Raw genomic sequence first — 17,886 nt, 5'->3', positions numbered from 1 at the left:
GCATGATAATTAACCATGAACTTGACCTTAAACACAATTAGCTATACGTTGTAAAGCTGATGAAAACAAAATCAATCGGTTTTGTTAACACAACCAATAACGTTTTAACTGGCTAAAGCAAACTATCAGTTTATAAAAAACAACAAGTACATGAATAGTTAGTCATTTACTGTCTGGATGACAGAGAAGCAAAAGGGAGAATTGCAATGGCTCTATATGATCCTAGTCTTGAAAAAGACAACTGTGGATTTGGTTTAATAGCGCAAATGGAAGGCCAACCTAGTCATAAGTTGGTAAGAACTGCTATTTCAGCCCTAGATCGCATGACACACCGTGGTGGTATCGCCGCGGATGGTAAAACCGGAGATGGCTGTGGCTTATTACTACAGAAGCCAGACTCTTACCTCAGAATTATCGCAGAAGAGAATAACTTCAACCTCGGCAAGCAATACGCTGTCGGCATGATTTTCTTCAGCCAAGACCCAATCAAAGCGCAATCTGCGCAAGACATCGTCAATAAAGAGCTCGCTCAAGAGACCTTAACGGTTGCAGGTTGGCGCGTAGTACCGACTAACACCGACGTTTTGGGGCCAATCGCAAAAGATTCTGTTCCAAACATTCAACAAGTCTTTATCTCAGCACCTGCAGGCTGGCGTGAGCGTGACATCGAACGCCGCCTATATATTGCTCGTCGCAGAATTGAAAAGCAGATCACCGAAGACAAAGATTTCTATATTTGTAGCCTTTCGACACAAGTCATGGTTTACAAAGGCTTGTGTATGCCGGCCGATCTTCCGCGATTTTACCTCGATCTTGCTGACTTACGTATGGAATCGGCGATATGTCTGTTCCACCAGCGTTTCTCAACCAATACTCAACCACGTTGGCCACTGGCTCAACCATTCCGCTATTTAGCACACAATGGTGAGATCAATACCATTGAAGGTAACCGTCAGTGGGCTAAGGCTCGTGCCTATAAATTCTCTTCGCCGTTGCTGCCAGACTTACAAACCGCCGCACCCTTTGTGAATGAGACAGGCTCAGATTCATCAAGCCTAGATAACATGCTCGACCTGTTCCTTGCCGGTGGTATGGATGTGTTCCGAGCGATGCGCATGCTTGTGCCGCCCGCTTGGCAAAACCACCCAGATATGGACCCAGATCTACGTGCATTCTACGACTTCAACTCCAAGCACATGGAACCGTGGGATGGCCCTGCAGGTATCGTACTTTCTGATGGTCGTTACGCTGCGTGTAACCTAGATAGAAACGGCCTGCGTCCTGCGCGTTATGTGATTACCAAAGACAATCTAATCACGCTCGCATCAGAAGTCGGTATCTGGAACTATGCACCGGATGAAGTCGCAGAGAAAGGCCGTGTTGGCCCGGGCGAACTGTTGGTAATAGATACTCGCCGCGGCAAGCTATGGCAATCTAATGAGATCGACAATGACCTCAAAGGCCGCCACCCATATAAAGAGTGGATGGAAAAGAACGTTCACAAACTCACACCGTTTTCCGATCTGCCCGATGAGCAAGTCGGTAAGCGCAGCTTTGACGATGACACGCTCAAGACCTACCAAAAACAGTTTGCGATGAGCAACGAAGAGTCCGACCAAGTGCTGCGTGTGCTTGGTGATATGGGGCAAGAAGCAGTAGGCTCAATGGGCGACGACACGCCAATGGCTGTGCTCTCTTCAAAAGAACGCTTGGTCACTGATTACTTCCGTCAAAAGTTTGCACAAGTCACCAACCCACCGATTGATCCATTGCGTGAAAAACACGTGATGTCTTTGGCGACCAGTATTGGGAAAGAGATGAACGTGTTCTGTGAAACAGACGGTCACGCCTATCGTGTCACGTTTGATTCACCAGTACTGCTTTACTCAGACATGCAGCAGCTTCTGCAGTTGAGTCAAAAACATTATCGTCATGTCATTCTCAGCATGCACTACGACCCGAATAACCAAGATCTAGAACAAGCAATCAAAGCAGTATGTGATAGCGCCGAACAAGAAGTCAGCGAAGGTGCGGTTTTAGTTGTGCTGTCGGACAAAGGTTTAGAGAAAGGAAAACTACCGATCCCTGCAGCCATGTTGGTTGGTGCGGTGCAAACAAGGCTTGCTGATACCAACCTGCGTTGTGATGCCAACATCGTTGTTGAGACAGCAACTGCGCGCGACCCACACCAATTTGCTGTGCTGCTTGGCTTCGGTGCAACCGCGGTTTACCCATACCTCGCTTATGAAGCGTTAGGTAAAATGTTGGATGATGGCTCTTTAGATAAAGATTATCGTGCCGCAATGCAAAATTACCAAAACGGCATCAACAAAGGTCTGTACAAGATCATGTCGAAGATGGGAATTTCAACCATTGCCTCTTATCGCTGTTCACAGCTTTTCGAAGCCGTTGGCCTTCATTCCGATGTTGTTGAGCTCTGTTTCCGCGGAGTTACCACTCGAATCCAAGGCGCAAGCTTTAGCGATTTCCAACAAGATATCTATAACTTATCGCGTAAAGCCTGGACTAAGCGTAAGCCAATCGAGCACGGTGGTTTACTCAAATACGTACACGGCGGCGAATATCACGCCTATAACCCTGATGTGGTTGGCACTCTGCAAACTGCAGTAAAAACAGGTGAGACATCGGATTATCTCTCTTTTGCTAAGCAAGTAAATGCTCGTCCAGCTGCGATGTTACGCGACTTAATGAGCCTCAAAAAAGCCGATCAGCCTCTACCACTAGAGCAAGTCGAGCCTAACAGCGATCTGTTTAAACGCTTCGACTCTGCGGCAATGTCGATCGGTGCTTTGAGCCCAGAAGCGCATGAAGCATTAGCAATGGCGATGAACCGCTTGGGTGGTTACTCAAACTCTGGTGAAGGTGGTGAAGACCCTCGACGCTTTGGTACTGACCGTAACTCTCGTATCAAGCAGATAGCTTCCGGTCGTTTTGGTGTGACGCCACATTACTTAACCAATGCGGATGTTTTGCAGATCAAGGTCGCGCAAGGTGCGAAGCCTGGAGAAGGTGGTCAACTGCCCGGCCATAAAGTTACCGCAGAAATCGCTAAGCTGAGATATTCAGTTCAAGGGGTGACACTGATCTCCCCTCCTCCACATCACGATATTTATTCTATCGAGGATCTAGCGCAGCTGATTTTCGACCTTAAACAAGTGAACCCTAAAGCCTTGGTTTCAGTAAAGTTAGTATCGGAACCGGGTGTAGGCACGATTGCAACTGGTGTAGCGAAAGCCTATGCCGATCTGATCACCATTTCTGGCTACGATGGCGGTACCGCGGCAAGCCCTCTAACCTCGGTAAAATACGCAGGTTGCCCTTGGGAGCTTGGCTTAGCAGAAACTCAACAAGCACTGGTTGCTAACGGGCTTCGTCATAAGATCCGCCTGCAAGTCGATGGTGGTTTAAAAACTGGCCTTGATGTGATTAAAGGTGCGATTCTCGGTGCAGAAAGCTTTGGTTTTGGTACCGCGCCAATGGTCGCAATGGGTTGTAAGTTCTTACGAATTTGTCACCTAAACAACTGTGCGACGGGTGTTGCGACTCAAGATGAAACACTACGCCGCGAATACTTCAAAGGCCTGCCAGACATGGTGGTGAACTACTTTACAGGCCTAGCCGATGAAGTTCGCCAATACCTTGCAGAACTCGGCGTAGAAAAACTAACGGACCTGATTGGTCGTACTGACTTACTTGAAGCCGTTCAAGGCCTCACCGCGAAACAGAACAAGCTCGATCTCTCTTCAATACTCGAAGCTCCGGTATCTCCAGAAGGTCACCCACTGTTTTGGACCGAGCCAAACGCACCATTTGATAAAGCTCAGCTCAACCAGCAGATTCTGGATGATGCACTCGATGCAATTGAGAAACGTCAATCCACCAGCCTTTACTACAACGTGATCAACACAGACCGCTCGATTGGTGCTCGTATCTCTGGTGAAATTGCTAAGCGATACGGCAACCAAGGGATGGCAGGTTCACCAATCAAGTTATATCTCGACGGTACAGCAGGCCAATCTTTTGCGGTTTGGAACGCAGGCGGCGTTGAGCTTTACCTAACAGGCGATGCCAATGACTATGTTGGCAAAGGCATGGCTGGCGGCAAAGTGGTTATCAAGCCTCACCAAGGCACCGCATTTACTTGTAACGAAGCGACCATCATAGGCAACACCTGTCTGTATGGCGCAACTGGAGGCAAGCTGTTTGCAGCTGGTACGGCTGGCGAACGATTTGGCGTACGTAACTCAGGTACGGTTGCTGTGATTGAAGGCGCTGGTGACAACGCCTGTGAATACATGACCGGCGGTATTGTTGCCATTCTTGGCGCAACTGGCGTCAACTTCGGTGCGGGTATGACAGGTGGCTTCGCTTATGTCATGGATAAGAACGAAGACTTCCAAGGTCGAGTAAATAACGAGTCGGTCGAGGCACTTTCTCTGTCTGACTTATTTATCCACCAAGAACATCTGCGTGGCTTAATTGCAGAGCACTTAGAAGAGACTGGCTCAGTACACGCTGAAGCTATTCTGGCGAACTTTGATGAATGGATTCCAAAGTTCTACCTAGTGAAGCCAAAGACGGCGGATCTGAACACCTTGCTCGGCCACCAAAGCCGCAGCTCAGCTGAACTTCGTGTTCAAGCGCAATAATTGGAAGGAGCCAATAATGAGCCAGAATGTATACCAATTTATTGATGTGAATCGCGTAGACCCAGCGAAGAAACCAATCAAGATACGTAAGATTGAGTTTGTAGAGATCTACGAACCTTTCACTAAACAGCAAGCGAAAGCGCAAGCAGACCGTTGTTTAGACTGTGGTAACCCATACTGTGAATGGAAATGTCCTGTTCACAACTACATCCCTCAGTGGCTTAAGCTTGCCAATGAAGGGCGTATTATCGAAGCCGCTGAACTGTCTCACCAAACCAACAGCCTGCCTGAGGTTTGCGGTCGAGTTTGCCCTCAAGACCGCTTGTGTGAGGGCTCTTGTACCCTCAATGACGATTTCGGTGCCGTAACCATTGGCAATATTGAAAAGTACATTACCGACAAAGCCTTTGAGATGGGTTGGAAGCCTGACATGTCTCACGTTGAGTGGACTGATAAAAAGGTCGCGATCATCGGTGCGGGGCCAGCAGGTCTTGCTGCTGCTGACATCCTAGTTCGTAATGGCGTAAAAGCCGTTGTGTTTGACCGCTATCCGGAGATCGGTGGCCTACTGACGTTTGGTATTCCATCGTTCAAGCTTGAGAAAGGCATCATGGAAAATCGTCGCCGTATCTTTAGCGAGATGGGCGTCGAGTTCCAAATGAATACCGAAGTCGGCAAAGATGTACAACTTCAGCAACTCGTCGATGACTACGACGCTGTTTTCCTTGGTGTCGGCACCTATAAAAACATGCGTGCGGGTTTAGACAACGAAGATGCACCGGGCGTTTATGATGCTCTGCCATTCTTGATTTCTAATACCTACAAGGTCATGGAACTGGAAAACCCAACCCCATTTATCGATATGCAAGGTAAGAAAGTCGTCGTGCTTGGTGGTGGTGATACTGCGATGGACTGTGTCCGAACGTCTATTCGCCAGCATGCTGCTAACGTCGTCTGTGCTTATCGTCGTGATGAGGCCAACATGCCAGGCTCTCGCCGTGAGGTGAAGAATGCAAAAGAAGAAGGCGTGAAGTTCATGTTCAACCTTCAGCCATTAGCATTGGAAACCGATTCATCTGGTCATGTTACTGGCGTCAAAGTGGTGAAAACGGCGCTAGGTGAACCCGATGACGCAGGTCGTCGTCGCCCAGAACCCGTAGAAGGCAGTGAGCATGTTCTTGAAGCAGACGCCGTTATCATGGCATTTGGTTTCCAACCTCATGCAATGGAGTGGCTAGAACCATTTGGTGTAGAGCTCGATCAGTGGGGTCGCATCAAGGCTCCTAACAAACAAGAGTTTCAATACCAAACCACCAACAGCAAGATATTTGCAGGTGGCGATGCGGTTCGAGGATCTGACTTAGTGGTGACCGCTATCGATGAAGGCCGTAAAGCCGCAGAAGGGATCTTGGACTACCTAGAAGTGTGACTAATCTAAGGTTTCCTTTATTACTCAGGCTGTTACTATAAAAAAGGGATCCAATGATGGATCCTTTTTTGAATTAGATACGTTTATCACAAGCATATCGAAAAATACGTAAAACAATCGCAAACAAGCCAATACCTATAACTAAAATTAAAACAACGCCATAGGAAACATTATGAAAAAAGCAGCTCTCCTCTCGTTATCACTTTTAACGTTAACCGCTTGCAGCCAAGGAATCACGGACATGAAAGACAGAACTTCATCACCTTGTGGAGACAAACCAAACTGCGTATCAACTCAAGATGATCGTGAGCAACATGCATTGGCCGCGTTTGAGTTGTCAGATTCAGCGAGCTTAGATGCGATTGAGCAGGTTGCGCTAACCTTACCGGGATCAAAAACCGCGAGTAAAACAGAAGATTATCTGCGTGTTGAATGTACTTCGCGCATCATGCGTTTTGTCGATGACTTAGAACTTAAAATCACGGATGGCAAACTGATCGTGCGTTCAGAGTCTCGTACTGGCCATTCTGATTTTGGCGTAAACCGAAAACGAGCTGAACAGCTTCGTGCTAGCTTGAAAAGCGAAGGCCTAATCAAATAGATAAAAGAATACGCAGATAAATAGCTACTATTCGGATGAGAAGTGCCTCTGGGCAGTCGCTCGACACTTCTTATCCATGCTACAATTTCGCTCTACTGTTTAAATATTATTTATTAAGAGACTACACATGAAAATCGGCATCATTGGCGCAATGGAGCAAGAAGTTGCGATCCTAAAAGCAGCAATTTCAGACATTACTGAAGTTAATAAAGGCGGTTGTACCTTTTTCTCTGGTCAGCTAAATGGTGTTGACGTTGTTTTGCTTCAATCTGGCATTGGTAAAGTAGCAGCGGCTGTTGGTACTTCAATCCTACTAAGCGAATACCAACCAGATGTCGTTCTTAACACGGGCTCTGCTGGCGGTTTTGATTCAACACTGTACCTTGGCGATGTGGTTATCTCAACTGAAGTTCGACACCACGATGCAGACGTTACAGCTTTCGGTTACGAAATCGGCCAAATGGCAGGTCAACCTGCAGCGTTCAAAGCTGACGACAAACTGATGGCTGTTGCTGAACAAGCACTAGCACAAATGGAAGACAAGCATGCCGTTCGCGGTCTTATCTGTACTGGCGACGCATTTGTTTGCACAGCAGAACGCCAAGAGTTCATCCGCAAGCACTTCCCATCTGTTGTTGCTGTAGAGATGGAAGCATCGGCTATCGCTCAAGCTTGTCACCAATTCCAAGTACCATTCGTGGTTGTTCGTGCAATCTCTGATGTTGCAGACAAAGAATCACCAATGAGCTTCGAAGAGTTCCTGCCACTAGCAGCGCAAAGCTCTTCTGAAATGGTTATCAAGATGGTTGCCCTACTAAAGTAAGCGACTAGACATGCAAACACTGTTTGATCAGGTATTTGCAAATGGCGTGCTCCTTGTGATGTGGGGAGCACTGCTTTTTCATTTAATTTTACCTATCCCCCATGCCGCACACCCCACGACCTTATGGCATAAGTTTGCTGAGCTTTTAGCAAGCAAGGTTAATAACAATAACAATAACAACCACAACTATTCCCAAAGTTTAATCTCAGGCACATTAGCCTGGGGGTTAATGGTACTGCCAACTCTGGTTATTCTATTGGCACTGCAACCATTGGTTTGGCAATCTCAACTGTTTGAATTGGCACTGTTATTACTCGCGATTGATTGGCGCAATAATGAAAAGCTGGCTAACCAACTGATCAAAGTACTTGGCCGAGAAGATAAAGCGGCCGCTCGTCAGTTACTGGCTCCGATTGTCAATCGTCAAACCGAATCACTTTCGTCACTTGGCCTCGGCAAAGCCGCCACAGAAACCATAATCATGGGTTACGCTCGTAACGTAGTTTGTGTGTTGTTCTGGTACGCCATTGGTGGCGGAATCGCTGCGTTAATGTATCGCCTTGTGGTCGAGTTAGCTCGAGCTTGGTCGCCAAGTCGCAAGCAGTTTTCTCCTTTCGGCTCAACGGCAATCAAGATCGTCGCTATCCTAGAACTTATACCAATGCGCTTATTTGCCTTGATGATCGTCTTTGGTGATAAAGCAACGCACACATTTAAGATGATGCTAGTCCAAAGTCGCTCTTGGCCACTACCCGGCCCAGCCTGGTTAATCACGGCTGTTGGCAACAAGCTGGAGTTATCATTAGGTGGCCCTGCGATTTACGACAACACTAAAGCCATTCGCGCAAAATTAGGCGGAAGAATCGCACCGTCAGCTCTGCATCTATCTCAGGTTCAGAAACTACTCTTTGGTCGCATCGCTATCTGGATCTTTTTACAAAGCCTAGCCTTACTATTTATTCACCAAGGGATTTAGAGTGGAATCTTCAGCACTTGTTACAAGCCTTACTATTTTGTCTTCCAGCTTATGGCTGCCTTTATCATTTGCAGAAGAAGTACCACTGACTCAAGAACAAGTACAGCCGGCTCAACGCGTGGTCAGCCTTGCTCCTCATGCCACTGAACTCGCGTACAGCGCAGGTTTAGGTAACAACCTTGTCGCCGTAAGTGAACGAAGTGATTACCCACCACAAGCCGATAAGCTTGAAAAAGTGGCAAACTATCAAGGCATCAAGGTTGAGAAGATCATCGCACTTCAGCCTGATTTGATTCTTGCGTGGCCAGCGGGAAACCCGCCCAGAGAGCTCGCGAAACTAGAGCAATTTGGTTTTAATATTTACTACTCCAAGACCAAAAGCCTAGACAGTATCGCAACCAATATTGAACAACTGAGCCAATACGCTAGCGATCCAAGTATTGGCGAAAATAACGCTCAGCAATACAGAGAGCAGCTCAACGCCTTGAGACTAAAATACAAAGATGCCGAGTCAGTAAACTACTTCTACCAACTCAGTGAAAAGCCGATCATCACTGTTGCTCAAGGACACTGGCCAAGTGAGGTGTTTGAGTTTTGTGGTGGACACAATATTTTTGAAGACAGCGCCTCGCCATATCCGCAAGTTGGTATTGAACAAGTTGTATTAAGAAAACCGCAAGTGATCTTCACTTCTCAGCACGCGATTGAGAATGGAACCATGTGGCAAACATGGGAAGATGAAATCCCAGCAGTCGCTCAAAATCAGATTTGGTCCCTCAATTCAGACTGGATTAATCGCCCGACAACAAGAACTTTGAAAGCGATCCAACAAGTATGCGATTTCTTCGATAGAGCTAGGCAAAATCACTAACTATTTGCTGCGTTTTTTCGTACAATTCGCCACCGACCTGTCCCTACAATTTTAACTATAAGAGCACCAGTATCATGGACTCCATGCTGCTTTATATTATCGATTTATTTGGCACTGCCATCTTTGCTGTCTCAGGCGTATTTGTCGCAGGCCGTCTTAAGATGGATCCCTTTGGCGTAGCCGTTCTAGGCAGTGTTACCGCAATTGGTGGCGGTACTATTCGTGACATGGCATTGGGTGCAACTCCCGTGTTTTGGATCACCGATACCACCTACCTTTGGGTCATCATCATCACCTGTTTGTTGACCATGATTATTGTAAGACGCCCGAAACGTCTGGCTTGGTGGATATTGCCGGTATGTGATGCGATTGGCCTAGCGGTGTTTGTTGGCATTGGCGTGGAAAAAGCGCTTATCTATCAAGATTCAGCACTAGTGGCCATCATCATGGGTGTCATCACCGGTTGCGGTGGCGGTATTATCCGCGACGTGCTTGCCCGTGAAGTGCCAATGATTCTAAGAAGTGAAGTCTACGCGACCGCTTGTATCATTGGTGGCGCTTTCCATACCGTGGCGATCAGCATGGGGCACGACTCAGAAACTGCATTTCTGGCCGGCGTGTTCTCAACACTATTGATCAGGCTTGGCGCTATTCGTTGGCATTTATCATTGCCGACCTTCGCCATCAAATAAGCTATCGTTACAAAGTGAAAGGCTCCGCAAAGGGGCCTCTATCATCTACATTTTAGTGTGAACTAAGCAGCCTTCACGAAATGACCTGCTACGAAATACCAATCCCTTCCAATTTTCATCATTGATTTGTGTGCGTTTACTCGCACACGTTTAAGAGGCCTCTCTCGTACACAAATTGCAAAATATCTCCAAGTCAGTCGAACCAAGATAAATAAGTGGGGGATTGAGGTTAGCCCCCCCCCCTTTAATTACACCTGTATAAGCTATCGCTCACAAACGGTAAAGTTAAATATTGGAATAAATATAAAGGTGCTGCTCACCACATAGCCATAGACTCAACAGAACTCAGGACCTTTAGAGAGAGTGAGTAAAAGATGAAAAACATGGCTCGAAAAGCAGAGAACATAGCGTAAGCTTTGACGTTGATATCCACGAAGCCATTAGTTATTAGATTAGCCTTGTAAAGCTTGGCGATAATGAGGTGATGCCAACATTATTTATTTCTTTACGTAGAAAGATCCGCGCCGTCTCAGAGGGGGGAGACTTACGACACAAAAATTCAGCACTTTGGAAAGACGGACATCCCAGAAATGAAAGAGTAACAGCTCTGAAAAATGGGATTATAACGGAGTGGAAAGCCAAGCTTGGTTATCACTACCTGAAATCGCAATGCCGCGATATAAAGGGCTATTCAGTGGTCAATTAAGCTTGAGATATTACAACGTTCAAGGGGCAAATCTTGTCGTTAATATATGATTATATTGAAATTCACCTCATTATCACGCCGAAAAACTGGTTAAGTTCGAAGATTACAAACCTCAAATTGCAACAAAAAGAATCAATTAGACACTCTATCACAAAAAAACTTACCATCTGGTTAGTAAAAAAAGTGACCGCCATCAAACTTTCTAGTTAAAGTTCCTTATCTACAACCATAAGCTCACTCAATCAAATAAACCCATCGATAAAAAATCTGAACAAACATCACAAAAATGGAACGCTCATCGGCACCAATAAATTATGTTACAAATGGTTTCTAGTGCAAACTCAATTTGCGCATGGCTACAATGACGCGCTCAAAAGTCAATCAGACATAAGTGTTCGAAAAAGCACTTTTAAAACTCAACTAGCCCATAGAAACTGAGTTTATAGAAACAGTACGCATCTGCTTGGCGATCAATTATCGAGCAATTGAGATGGTTATTAACCTTTAATCACGAAATAGAAATAACCCAAAATAAATTATTGACATTGGAATGGTTGTACGTAAAAAACCTGACAGAACTTTTTATTACAAATATAATTTATTACACTTCCATGACAATTAACAAAAATGAAATAAAAGTGAAACAATTAATGCATTTGACTTAATTGTTCTACGTGGATTAACCTTTTAGAACACAAACACTAATTAGGGGATTAAAATGAACGACTCAATTAAAGAAGCTAGACTTAAGAACAACATGAAGAACCCAATTGTTGCCTTAGCACTTGGCTTCTTTATTCCAGGTGCTGGTCAAATGTACGCAGGAAGCGTCATGTGGGGTATTATTAATCTAATCATTGCTATTGTATGTGCAATTACCGTGATTGCATCTCCAATTAGTTTCATCATTTGGGCTGTAGCACTATTTATGGGTTACAAAGGCACAAAAGAGTTTAACAACAAAGTATTGGATACAGCGGAAAGCCAAGCCTAGTCTTTGCAAGAGCAATCGCACAATATATACACTCAATAGTTTGATTTAGTGGCTAGTCAAAGCCAAACTGACGACTTAAATAAAGACCTTTAACTAATATTAAAGTTACCATAATGACGATTAGAATCTTCACCATTAGCCTTGCTACTATTCTTATAACTGGCTGTGGCAACGACTCGAAAAAAGTTGAGTCTCTTGTTGAACAAGGCATCATTGAAGCAACTGGAGCTACTATGGGGCTTGTAGAAACGACCATCGATAAAATCAACTGCTCAAAGAAAAAACACCCTAATGTTAGAAATACATCATACTTTTGCGATGTATCTATCACAGTAGCAAATAAAGACTTTGGCATTGAAGAGGCAATTTCTGAATCAGGTTATTTTGACTTTGATGGTAAAGAGACAATTACCCCTCTCGACTAATTTCAATCTATTAATTTAAAACACAAAATAGAACAATCGATTATCAAATGACATAGTTCAAGCTGTTTTATCAAAATTTAAATAACATATGGTGACCAAAATTATCTAAATTATTTTTGGTCACTACCTATTGCTATGAAAATATATTTAAAAAGATCACCGTAAATCTTTAAATAATATAAAACCTATGGTGATATCTTATATAAAATTAATTTTACCATGTCGGTGTTTTTCAAGGTAGTTGTCATCATTTGCTTACTTATTAAGCAGCTTCTCTTTCTGGATTTAGGTGAACGTCACCAACAGGTTCACAGTTTCTGATATCACCAGGCCAGCGTTCAGGGTTTAGCTCTTTTGCAGCGAGTAGTACCTCCGCTCGGCGCTTCAAGATCTCTTTATCTTTTCCATTGTGACGCTCTGAAGGCGTGACATAATTCAGCTTACTGTGCTTGTGCTCCGTGTTGTACCAGCGTACGAAGGCTTCAACCCAACTTCGACTACTGTCGATTGTTTCAAAGCCCTTTGTTGGCCAGCTTGGCATGTACTTTACCGTGCGGAACAATGACTCAACATACGGGTTATCATCACTGACTCTTGGGCGACTATACGATGAAGTAATACCTAACTCTTCCATTTTTGCTTTGAACGTCAACGACTTCATCGGCGCACCATTATCTGAGTGAAGAACCAGTGCTTGATTGAAGCACTGCTCTCGCATCAACGTTCGTTGCAGAAGTTGTGACGCTAGCTCACCGCATTCATGCTCATACACTTCATAACCAACAATTTTTCGACTGTAGATGTCCTCAATGACATACAGGTAATAGTGTTGGCCTCGAACCTTTGAAGGTAAGTAAGTGATATCCCACGTATAGACTTGGTTTGAGTCCGTCGCTGTGTAACTGGTTGGCTTCGCTTGCTTCTGTCTGCTCCGCTGACGACCTCGCTTGTGAAGTTGCCCCTGCGTACTCAGTACTCGATAGTAGCTCGACTCAGAGGCGATATACTCACCTCTATCAAGCAGTGTCGGGACGATTTGAGTTGGAGGCAAGCTTGCGAACTCAGAGCGGTTACACACCTCGACAATCGCATCACGCTCTTCCTGAGACAGCTTGTTAGCAGGCTCAGGTCTGATGCATATTGGCCTTTTGTCAGCTTGAACTTCTCCTTGCTGATACCAGCGACGATAGGTTCTCAAGTCAATTTGAACTTCATGGCAAGCTAGCTGTAAACGGCATCCGCATTGCTTCGCTTCAAGGATTAGAGTCACTATGGTCTGCCTTTCATCGGTTGAGGTTAGTCGTCCTCTGGCTCTTCCCCGTAAAAGGCTCTCAGCTTTTTTCTTAGTACCAAGAGGGCAGCCGTTTCAGCGAGTGCTTTTTCTTTGAGTCGTAAATCTTTCTTCAAATCTTTGATTTCAAGTTTGTCAGCTTTAGCCTGCTTCTTTGCTTCAGCTTCCTGCTCTTTACTCGACTTAAACCCTTGCATACATTCGATGCGCCAACTTTGGATTTGTTCAGGGAAAAGACCTTTTTCACGACAATATTGGCTGAGTTCACTTTCGGTCATCGAGTAAGTCTCGGCAACAATGGCGAGTTTAGTTTGAGCAGACCACTGCTCTGATGAAGTGTTGCTATTTGGCACGCCGGCTCCTGAACCTCTGAGTTGCTGGCGCCAATGATACAGGGTCGCAGTGCTAATTCCTTCCTCTTCCGACACTTCTTTCACTGACATCGAATAGGGAGGTAATAGCTTCTTCAATATAGCTTCTTTTCTTTCTACTGAGATACGAGACACAATTACTCTTTATCGCCCAAACTGGTTAAATTTTAACAGTGACATCTACCCTGCCAGATAGGGATGTTTAGCCACTTTCATGATTTTTTGGGGCAACACGGCGTTGTTGATCAAATCAGCTTGAAGATCAACGACACCATATGTAGCTAGCCGTTAGCTTCTAACGGGCATACCTAGTCCTATGACTTTGTTAATCGCTTTGACATTCGCCATGATTTCGCCCACTTGAGCGTTGTAACATCTCAAGCTCAATTTATCGCTTGTTAGTCCTTTATATCGGGACATAGCAGTCTCAGATATTGAACGATAGTGATAACCAGACTCTGTTTTCCATTCCGATATTGTTCCATCTCTCAGAGCCATTACCGCTTTGTTTCTGGGATGACCGTCTTCCCAAAGAGCTGCATTCTTTCGAGGCGGTATTAACGGAGTACAGCCTTTATTTTTCAGAGTCTCGTGGCAATTTTTTGTGTCATATGCTCCATCGGCGGATACGGCAGCGACCTTTCTACGTAGTGGGTTGAGTAACGTCGGTAACACTTCACTATCGCCTACATTTACAAGACTGACTTCCGCACTAATCGCTTCGTGAGTATCCACATCCACAGCTAAGTGCAGTTTGCGCCATGTCCTACGTTTTTCTGTACCATGCTTTTTCACTTTCCACACCCCCTCACCAAAGACTTTGAGGCCAGTAGAATCAATGGCTATATGGCGAATAGCCCCTCTCGATTTATTGCGATATTTGACCTGAACTGTCTTCGAGCGTTTACTGATACAGGTGTAGTCAGGGGACGTTAGTGGAACATCTAATAGCTCAAAGATAGAGTCGATAAAGCCTTGAAGAGCACGTAAAGGAAGAGAGAAGATGCCCTTTTTCAATCGCTGTATCAGAGTACTGAAAGCCTCTCCCACGCTTACCATGATGAGTTTTGCATCGCCATGCATCTACGGCTGAATCATCTATCCAGAATGTAACCGAACCACGTTTACAAAGAGCCTTATTGTACTCCGTCCAGTTAGTTATCTTCTTGTTTGCTTTACCCATATCACCACCATTCCAATCGTTTCAAATGATCAGATCACAGGACTTAGAAAAGGTTCAACTAATTTAGGCAACAACGCCACTGAAGACAACAAAACAGATAAGTAACTAGGCCTGATTTCAGATCATAAGTGCAACATTCATGGAAAGGTATAGAAGACGACAACTGCTGAAAGTAGTGCGCTCTTCTCACCAAAGAAACAAGCAGTTGTAGCATGAATTATCAGCAATTCCTGAAATAGCTAAAACAACTCAGTGCCATCGCTCTACGATATATCTGGAAGTTATCATTGCCGACCTTCGCCATCAAATAAGCTATCGTTACAAAGAGAAAGGCTCCGCAAAGGGGCCTTTTTTAATCCGGTTTCAAATCACTGATACCCTCGATTTCCACTCTTCAAAGATCCCTTCTTTTCCTAACACTCAATTTGGTTAGTCCATTAGCCAAGATGTTAGTAATGTTTTTTGTTTACTTATCTAATTCGCAGGCTATATTAATAAACAAATAGCTTTATAAATAAATGTATTTACTAACATTGGCAAAAGGGAGTTCAAGATGAGTATTGGTAAAGTGGGCATTGTTTTCTTCTCTAAGAATGGAACAACTAAGCAAGTTGCTGAGACAATCGCTGAAGGCATTAACACTCAACAACCTAACTCAGTACTCCTTGTCGAAGTGCTATCTTCTGAAGTGGTCGAAGGAAGGTATGACAATGATGATAAGCTCAAGTCATTAGACAGCTGTGACGCCATTATCTTTGGCTCCCCGACTTATATGGGTTCACCAGCCGCGCAGTTTAAGAGCTTTATGGATGCAAGTAGTGATAGCTATTGTAAGAAAGCATGGAGAAATAAACTCGCAGCAGGCTTTACCACTGGCGGCAGCCTTAACGGTGAGCAGCAACAAACCTTGTTGAGCTTTTTCACTCTGGCCTGTCAGCATGGCATGATTTGGGCTGGGCTTGATATCTCAAAGCACATTGATGACTTAGGTTTGAATCGCACAGGGTCAAGCATTGGTTTGGTCGCCAGTGAAGATGAGACGGCAGATAGCACCAATAGTCACATCAACAGTAACGATCTTCAGACTGCTTTCTATTTTGGTCAGCGCATCGCGAGTCTAGTTAAGAGAACCTAAACTAACTAGTTAGCTGACGGGCTAGCTTCAAAACTCCTAGCTTGATTGATATCTATGATCTCAAGACTAGAGAATGAATGTTGTTTGAGGTAAGTTGAAACAATCATTCCCAACTTTCATGAATATAACCCAATGCTACTCGAAGGAATCGAAACTCTACTGGTATTGAGTAAAGCAAAGACCATGAGCCGCACAGGCAGTTTGCTTTATATCAGCCAATCAGCGGTCAGCAAACGGATTGCGAATTTAGAAAAGAAGCTAGGTAAAAAGCTCATTGAACCGAGTGGCCGACAGATAAAACTCACGCCAGATGCGATAGCATTAATCGAGAGTATTGGCCCGACATTCAATGAACTTCGTGGGCTTATTTATGAACAGCAAGAGTTGGAAGATACCACTCTCATCACCCTAGACAGCTCTAAGTCTCTGATAGCCGGTTATTTAGGTGAGATGATGGGCCAATTTATCCAGCAAGATAAGTACATCATCATTACCACCAACCACACGCCGAGAATTATCGAACGGGTGCAGTCCGGCAAGGCGACCTTGGGGTTGTGTGCTGGCTTACTGCCACCACATCATGGGTTGATGACCTTCCATCTTTTTGATGAACCGTTTTACATAGTGAGTAAGTCGCCGCTAACGGATCTCCCTCCAATGGTCATCACTAACGACATGACCAATCCAGCCAATTCTTATCAACTTTCTGTATTAGAAAAATTTGGTATCAAACCCTTGATGGAGATGGATGCCTACACCGCAGCGGCGCAACTTGCATTGGGCGGGACTGGGCCAGCGTTGATCCCGCTCTCTATCGTAAAAACACTCAATATTGAGTCTCAATATCTGTATAGCTTCACCGAATTAGCAGGCTTAATTCGGCCGATTCATATCTGTGTCAGACCGAATAGCTATCAGTCTCCACGAGTTAAAACACTGATAGAATCGATTGTTGATGCTGTTCCCAAAGCAGTTTAGACGCCATTAGCATCGACATCACGATCACAAGAGGGCGAATCCATTTTTGCCCTTTTGTCACCACCACTTTAGCGCCAAGCTGAGCGCCCATAAATCCACCGACCGCCATCACTAATCCCAACTCCCAAATAGGCAAGCCAGCCAAAATAAAGAAAATCAAGGCAGCGATATTCGAGGTAAAGTTAAGTACTTTAGTACGCGCCGTAGCATCGACTAACGAGAAGTGACCAATAGCAACAAAGCAGACGGTGAAGATAGAACCTGTTCCTGGGCCAAAAAAGCCATCATAGAAACCCACGCCGCCACCAATACACAGAGCAAACATCGCCTCAGAGATCTTCTGTTTTCCTTCAGACGCTCTAGTTTGGGGTGCCAACAGGAAATAGAGAGAGATAGCGATAAGCAGCAGTGGGATAACACTGGTCAGTAGGCTCGCATCAATGTGCTGGACTAACTCAGCGCCAATTGCAGAGCCAATAAAGGTACAAAAGATAGCAAGGCGCATCTCTTTGATGCTGACGATACCGTTGCGCACGAAATACCAACTCGCAGAGAAGCTGCCAAATGAGCTTTGGAGTTTGTTAGTTGCCAATGCCTGCGTCGGTGGAACTCCAGCCGCTAGCAATGCAGGTAGAGTCAGTAACCCACCGCCGCCAGCCATTGCATCAATAAAGCCTGCTGCCGTTGCAACAACAAACAAGATAGCCAATATTTCTAGAGTGATTTCCATATACCCAACGC

The 17,886-nt window shown here is 45.0% G+C and carries 13 protein-coding genes and 2 pseudogenes; 12 read left to right on the top strand and 3 right to left on the bottom strand.

Annotated elements, in window-relative coordinates:
- Positions 1–206 precede the first annotated feature (206 nt).
- From gltB to BCU07_RS00810, 10 genes and pseudogenes are all read left to right on the top strand, one after another.
- The gene (gltB, locus tag BCU07_RS00855; RefSeq protein WP_102428210.1) at positions 207–4,670 is read left to right on the top strand and encodes a glutamate synthase large subunit; all 4,464 of its coding nucleotides are present in this window, start codon (positions 207–209) and stop codon (positions 4,668–4,670) included.
- 16 nt (positions 4,671–4,686) lie between these two features.
- Complete coding sequence (locus BCU07_RS00850; protein ID WP_102428211.1) at positions 4,687–6,099, top strand: FAD-dependent oxidoreductase; 1,413 nt, start codon at positions 4,687–4,689, stop codon at positions 6,097–6,099.
- A gap of 172 nt (positions 6,100–6,271) precedes the next feature.
- Complete coding sequence (locus BCU07_RS00845; protein ID WP_017059301.1) at positions 6,272–6,700, top strand: DUF1499 domain-containing protein; 429 nt, start codon at positions 6,272–6,274, stop codon at positions 6,698–6,700.
- Positions 6,701–6,827: 127 nt separating this feature from the next.
- Entirely contained in the window at positions 6,828–7,523 is a 696-nt protein-coding gene (gene mtnN, locus BCU07_RS00840) for a 5'-methylthioadenosine/S-adenosylhomocysteine nucleosidase (protein WP_017066514.1), read from the top strand.
- Between the two features lie 10 nt (positions 7,524–7,533).
- Positions 7,534–8,499 (top strand): cobalamin biosynthesis family protein, encoded by a 966-nt coding sequence (locus BCU07_RS00835; RefSeq protein WP_017070822.1) that lies wholly within the window; start codon positions 7,534–7,536, stop codon positions 8,497–8,499.
- 1 nt (position 8,500) lies between these two features.
- Positions 8,501–9,370: a vitamin B12 ABC transporter substrate-binding protein BtuF gene (btuF, locus tag BCU07_RS00830; protein ID WP_017062892.1), complete on the top strand. Its 870-nt coding sequence runs from the start codon at positions 8,501–8,503 to the stop codon at positions 9,368–9,370.
- A 74-nt stretch (positions 9,371–9,444) separates the two neighbouring features.
- Positions 9,445–10,062 (top strand): TRIC cation channel family protein, encoded by a 618-nt coding sequence (locus BCU07_RS00825; protein ID WP_017070823.1) that lies wholly within the window; start codon positions 9,445–9,447, stop codon positions 10,060–10,062.
- Positions 10,063–10,308: 246 nt separating this feature from the next.
- Positions 10,309–10,818: pseudogene (locus BCU07_RS00820) on the top strand (IS5/IS1182 family transposase); the annotation flags it as partial.
- A gap of 668 nt (positions 10,819–11,486) precedes the next feature.
- Positions 11,487–11,762, top strand: coding sequence for a hypothetical protein (locus BCU07_RS00815; RefSeq protein ID WP_017066511.1), 276 nt, complete (start codon positions 11,487–11,489; stop codon positions 11,760–11,762).
- Positions 11,763–11,875: 113 nt separating this feature from the next.
- Positions 11,876–12,187: a hypothetical protein gene (locus tag BCU07_RS00810; RefSeq protein ID WP_102428212.1), complete on the top strand. Its 312-nt coding sequence runs from the start codon at positions 11,876–11,878 to the stop codon at positions 12,185–12,187.
- Positions 12,188–12,449: 262 nt separating this feature from the next.
- Here the strand turns inward: BCU07_RS00810 and BCU07_RS00805 are convergent.
- Positions 12,450–13,984 (bottom strand): IS3 family transposase gene (locus BCU07_RS00805; protein WP_413286078.1). Its coding sequence is split into 2 segments (ribosomal slippage): positions 12,450–13,531 and positions 13,531–13,984, totalling 1,536 coding nucleotides; the frame shifts between segments, so codons are not numbered across the junction.
- Positions 13,985–14,137: 153 nt separating this feature from the next.
- Positions 14,138–15,032, bottom strand: a pseudogene (locus BCU07_RS00800) (IS5 family transposase).
- 553 nt (positions 15,033–15,585) lie between these two features.
- On the opposite strand from BCU07_RS00800, the gene BCU07_RS00795 reads away from it, so the two are divergent.
- Both BCU07_RS00795 and BCU07_RS00790 read left to right on the top strand, forming a co-directional pair.
- Positions 15,586–16,167: a flavodoxin family protein gene (locus tag BCU07_RS00795; protein ID WP_069597297.1), complete on the top strand. Its 582-nt coding sequence runs from the start codon at positions 15,586–15,588 to the stop codon at positions 16,165–16,167.
- Between the two features lie 132 nt (positions 16,168–16,299).
- Positions 16,300–17,145 carry a LysR family transcriptional regulator gene (locus BCU07_RS00790; protein WP_102428621.1) on the top strand — a complete coding sequence of 282 codons (846 nt, stop codon included), beginning with the start codon at positions 16,300–16,302 and terminating at the stop codon, positions 17,143–17,145.
- Here the strand turns inward: BCU07_RS00790 and BCU07_RS00785 are convergent.
- A complete protein-coding gene (locus tag BCU07_RS00785) occupies positions 17,096–17,875 on the bottom strand; it encodes a TSUP family transporter (protein WP_017059295.1) in 780 nt (259 codons plus the stop codon). The genes BCU07_RS00790 and BCU07_RS00785 overlap by 50 nt on opposite strands.
- Between the last annotated feature and the right edge of the window lie 11 nt (positions 17,876–17,886).

It is taken from the genome of Vibrio sp. 10N.261.54.E10, from assembly GCF_002877735.2.
GTDB lineage: Bacteria > Pseudomonadota > Gammaproteobacteria > Enterobacterales > Vibrionaceae > Vibrio > Vibrio crassostreae_C.
The sequence above is the reverse complement of the archived record's forward strand: the minus strand, read 5'-3'. Positions and strand labels throughout refer to the sequence as shown.

Excerpts from the sequence above, each read along its gene's own strand:
- BCU07_RS00825 (WP_017070823.1), top strand. The coding sequence starts at position 9,445 with ATGGACTCCATGCTGCTTTATATTATCGATTTATTTGGCACTGCCATC.
- BCU07_RS00785 (WP_017059295.1), bottom strand. The coding sequence starts at position 17,875 with ATGGAAATCACTCTAGAAATATTGGCTATCTTGTTTGTTGTTGCAACG.
- mtnN (WP_017066514.1), top strand. The coding sequence starts at position 6,828 with ATGAAAATCGGCATCATTGGCGCAATGGAGCAAGAAGTTGCGATCCTA.
- BCU07_RS00835 (WP_017070822.1), top strand. The coding sequence starts at position 7,534 with ATGCAAACACTGTTTGATCAGGTATTTGCAAATGGCGTGCTCCTTGTG.
- BCU07_RS00810 (WP_102428212.1), top strand. The coding sequence starts at position 11,876 with ATGACGATTAGAATCTTCACCATTAGCCTTGCTACTATTCTTATAACT.
- BCU07_RS00845 (WP_017059301.1), top strand. The coding sequence starts at position 6,272 with ATGAAAAAAGCAGCTCTCCTCTCGTTATCACTTTTAACGTTAACCGCT.
- BCU07_RS00815 (WP_017066511.1), top strand. The coding sequence starts at position 11,487 with ATGAACGACTCAATTAAAGAAGCTAGACTTAAGAACAACATGAAGAAC.
- BCU07_RS00850 (WP_102428211.1), top strand. The coding sequence starts at position 4,687 with ATGAGCCAGAATGTATACCAATTTATTGATGTGAATCGCGTAGACCCA.
- BCU07_RS00790 (WP_102428621.1), top strand. The coding sequence starts at position 16,300 with ATGCTACTCGAAGGAATCGAAACTCTACTGGTATTGAGTAAAGCAAAG.
- BCU07_RS00795 (WP_069597297.1), top strand. The coding sequence starts at position 15,586 with ATGAGTATTGGTAAAGTGGGCATTGTTTTCTTCTCTAAGAATGGAACA.
- gltB (WP_102428210.1), top strand. The coding sequence starts at position 207 with ATGGCTCTATATGATCCTAGTCTTGAAAAAGACAACTGTGGATTTGGT.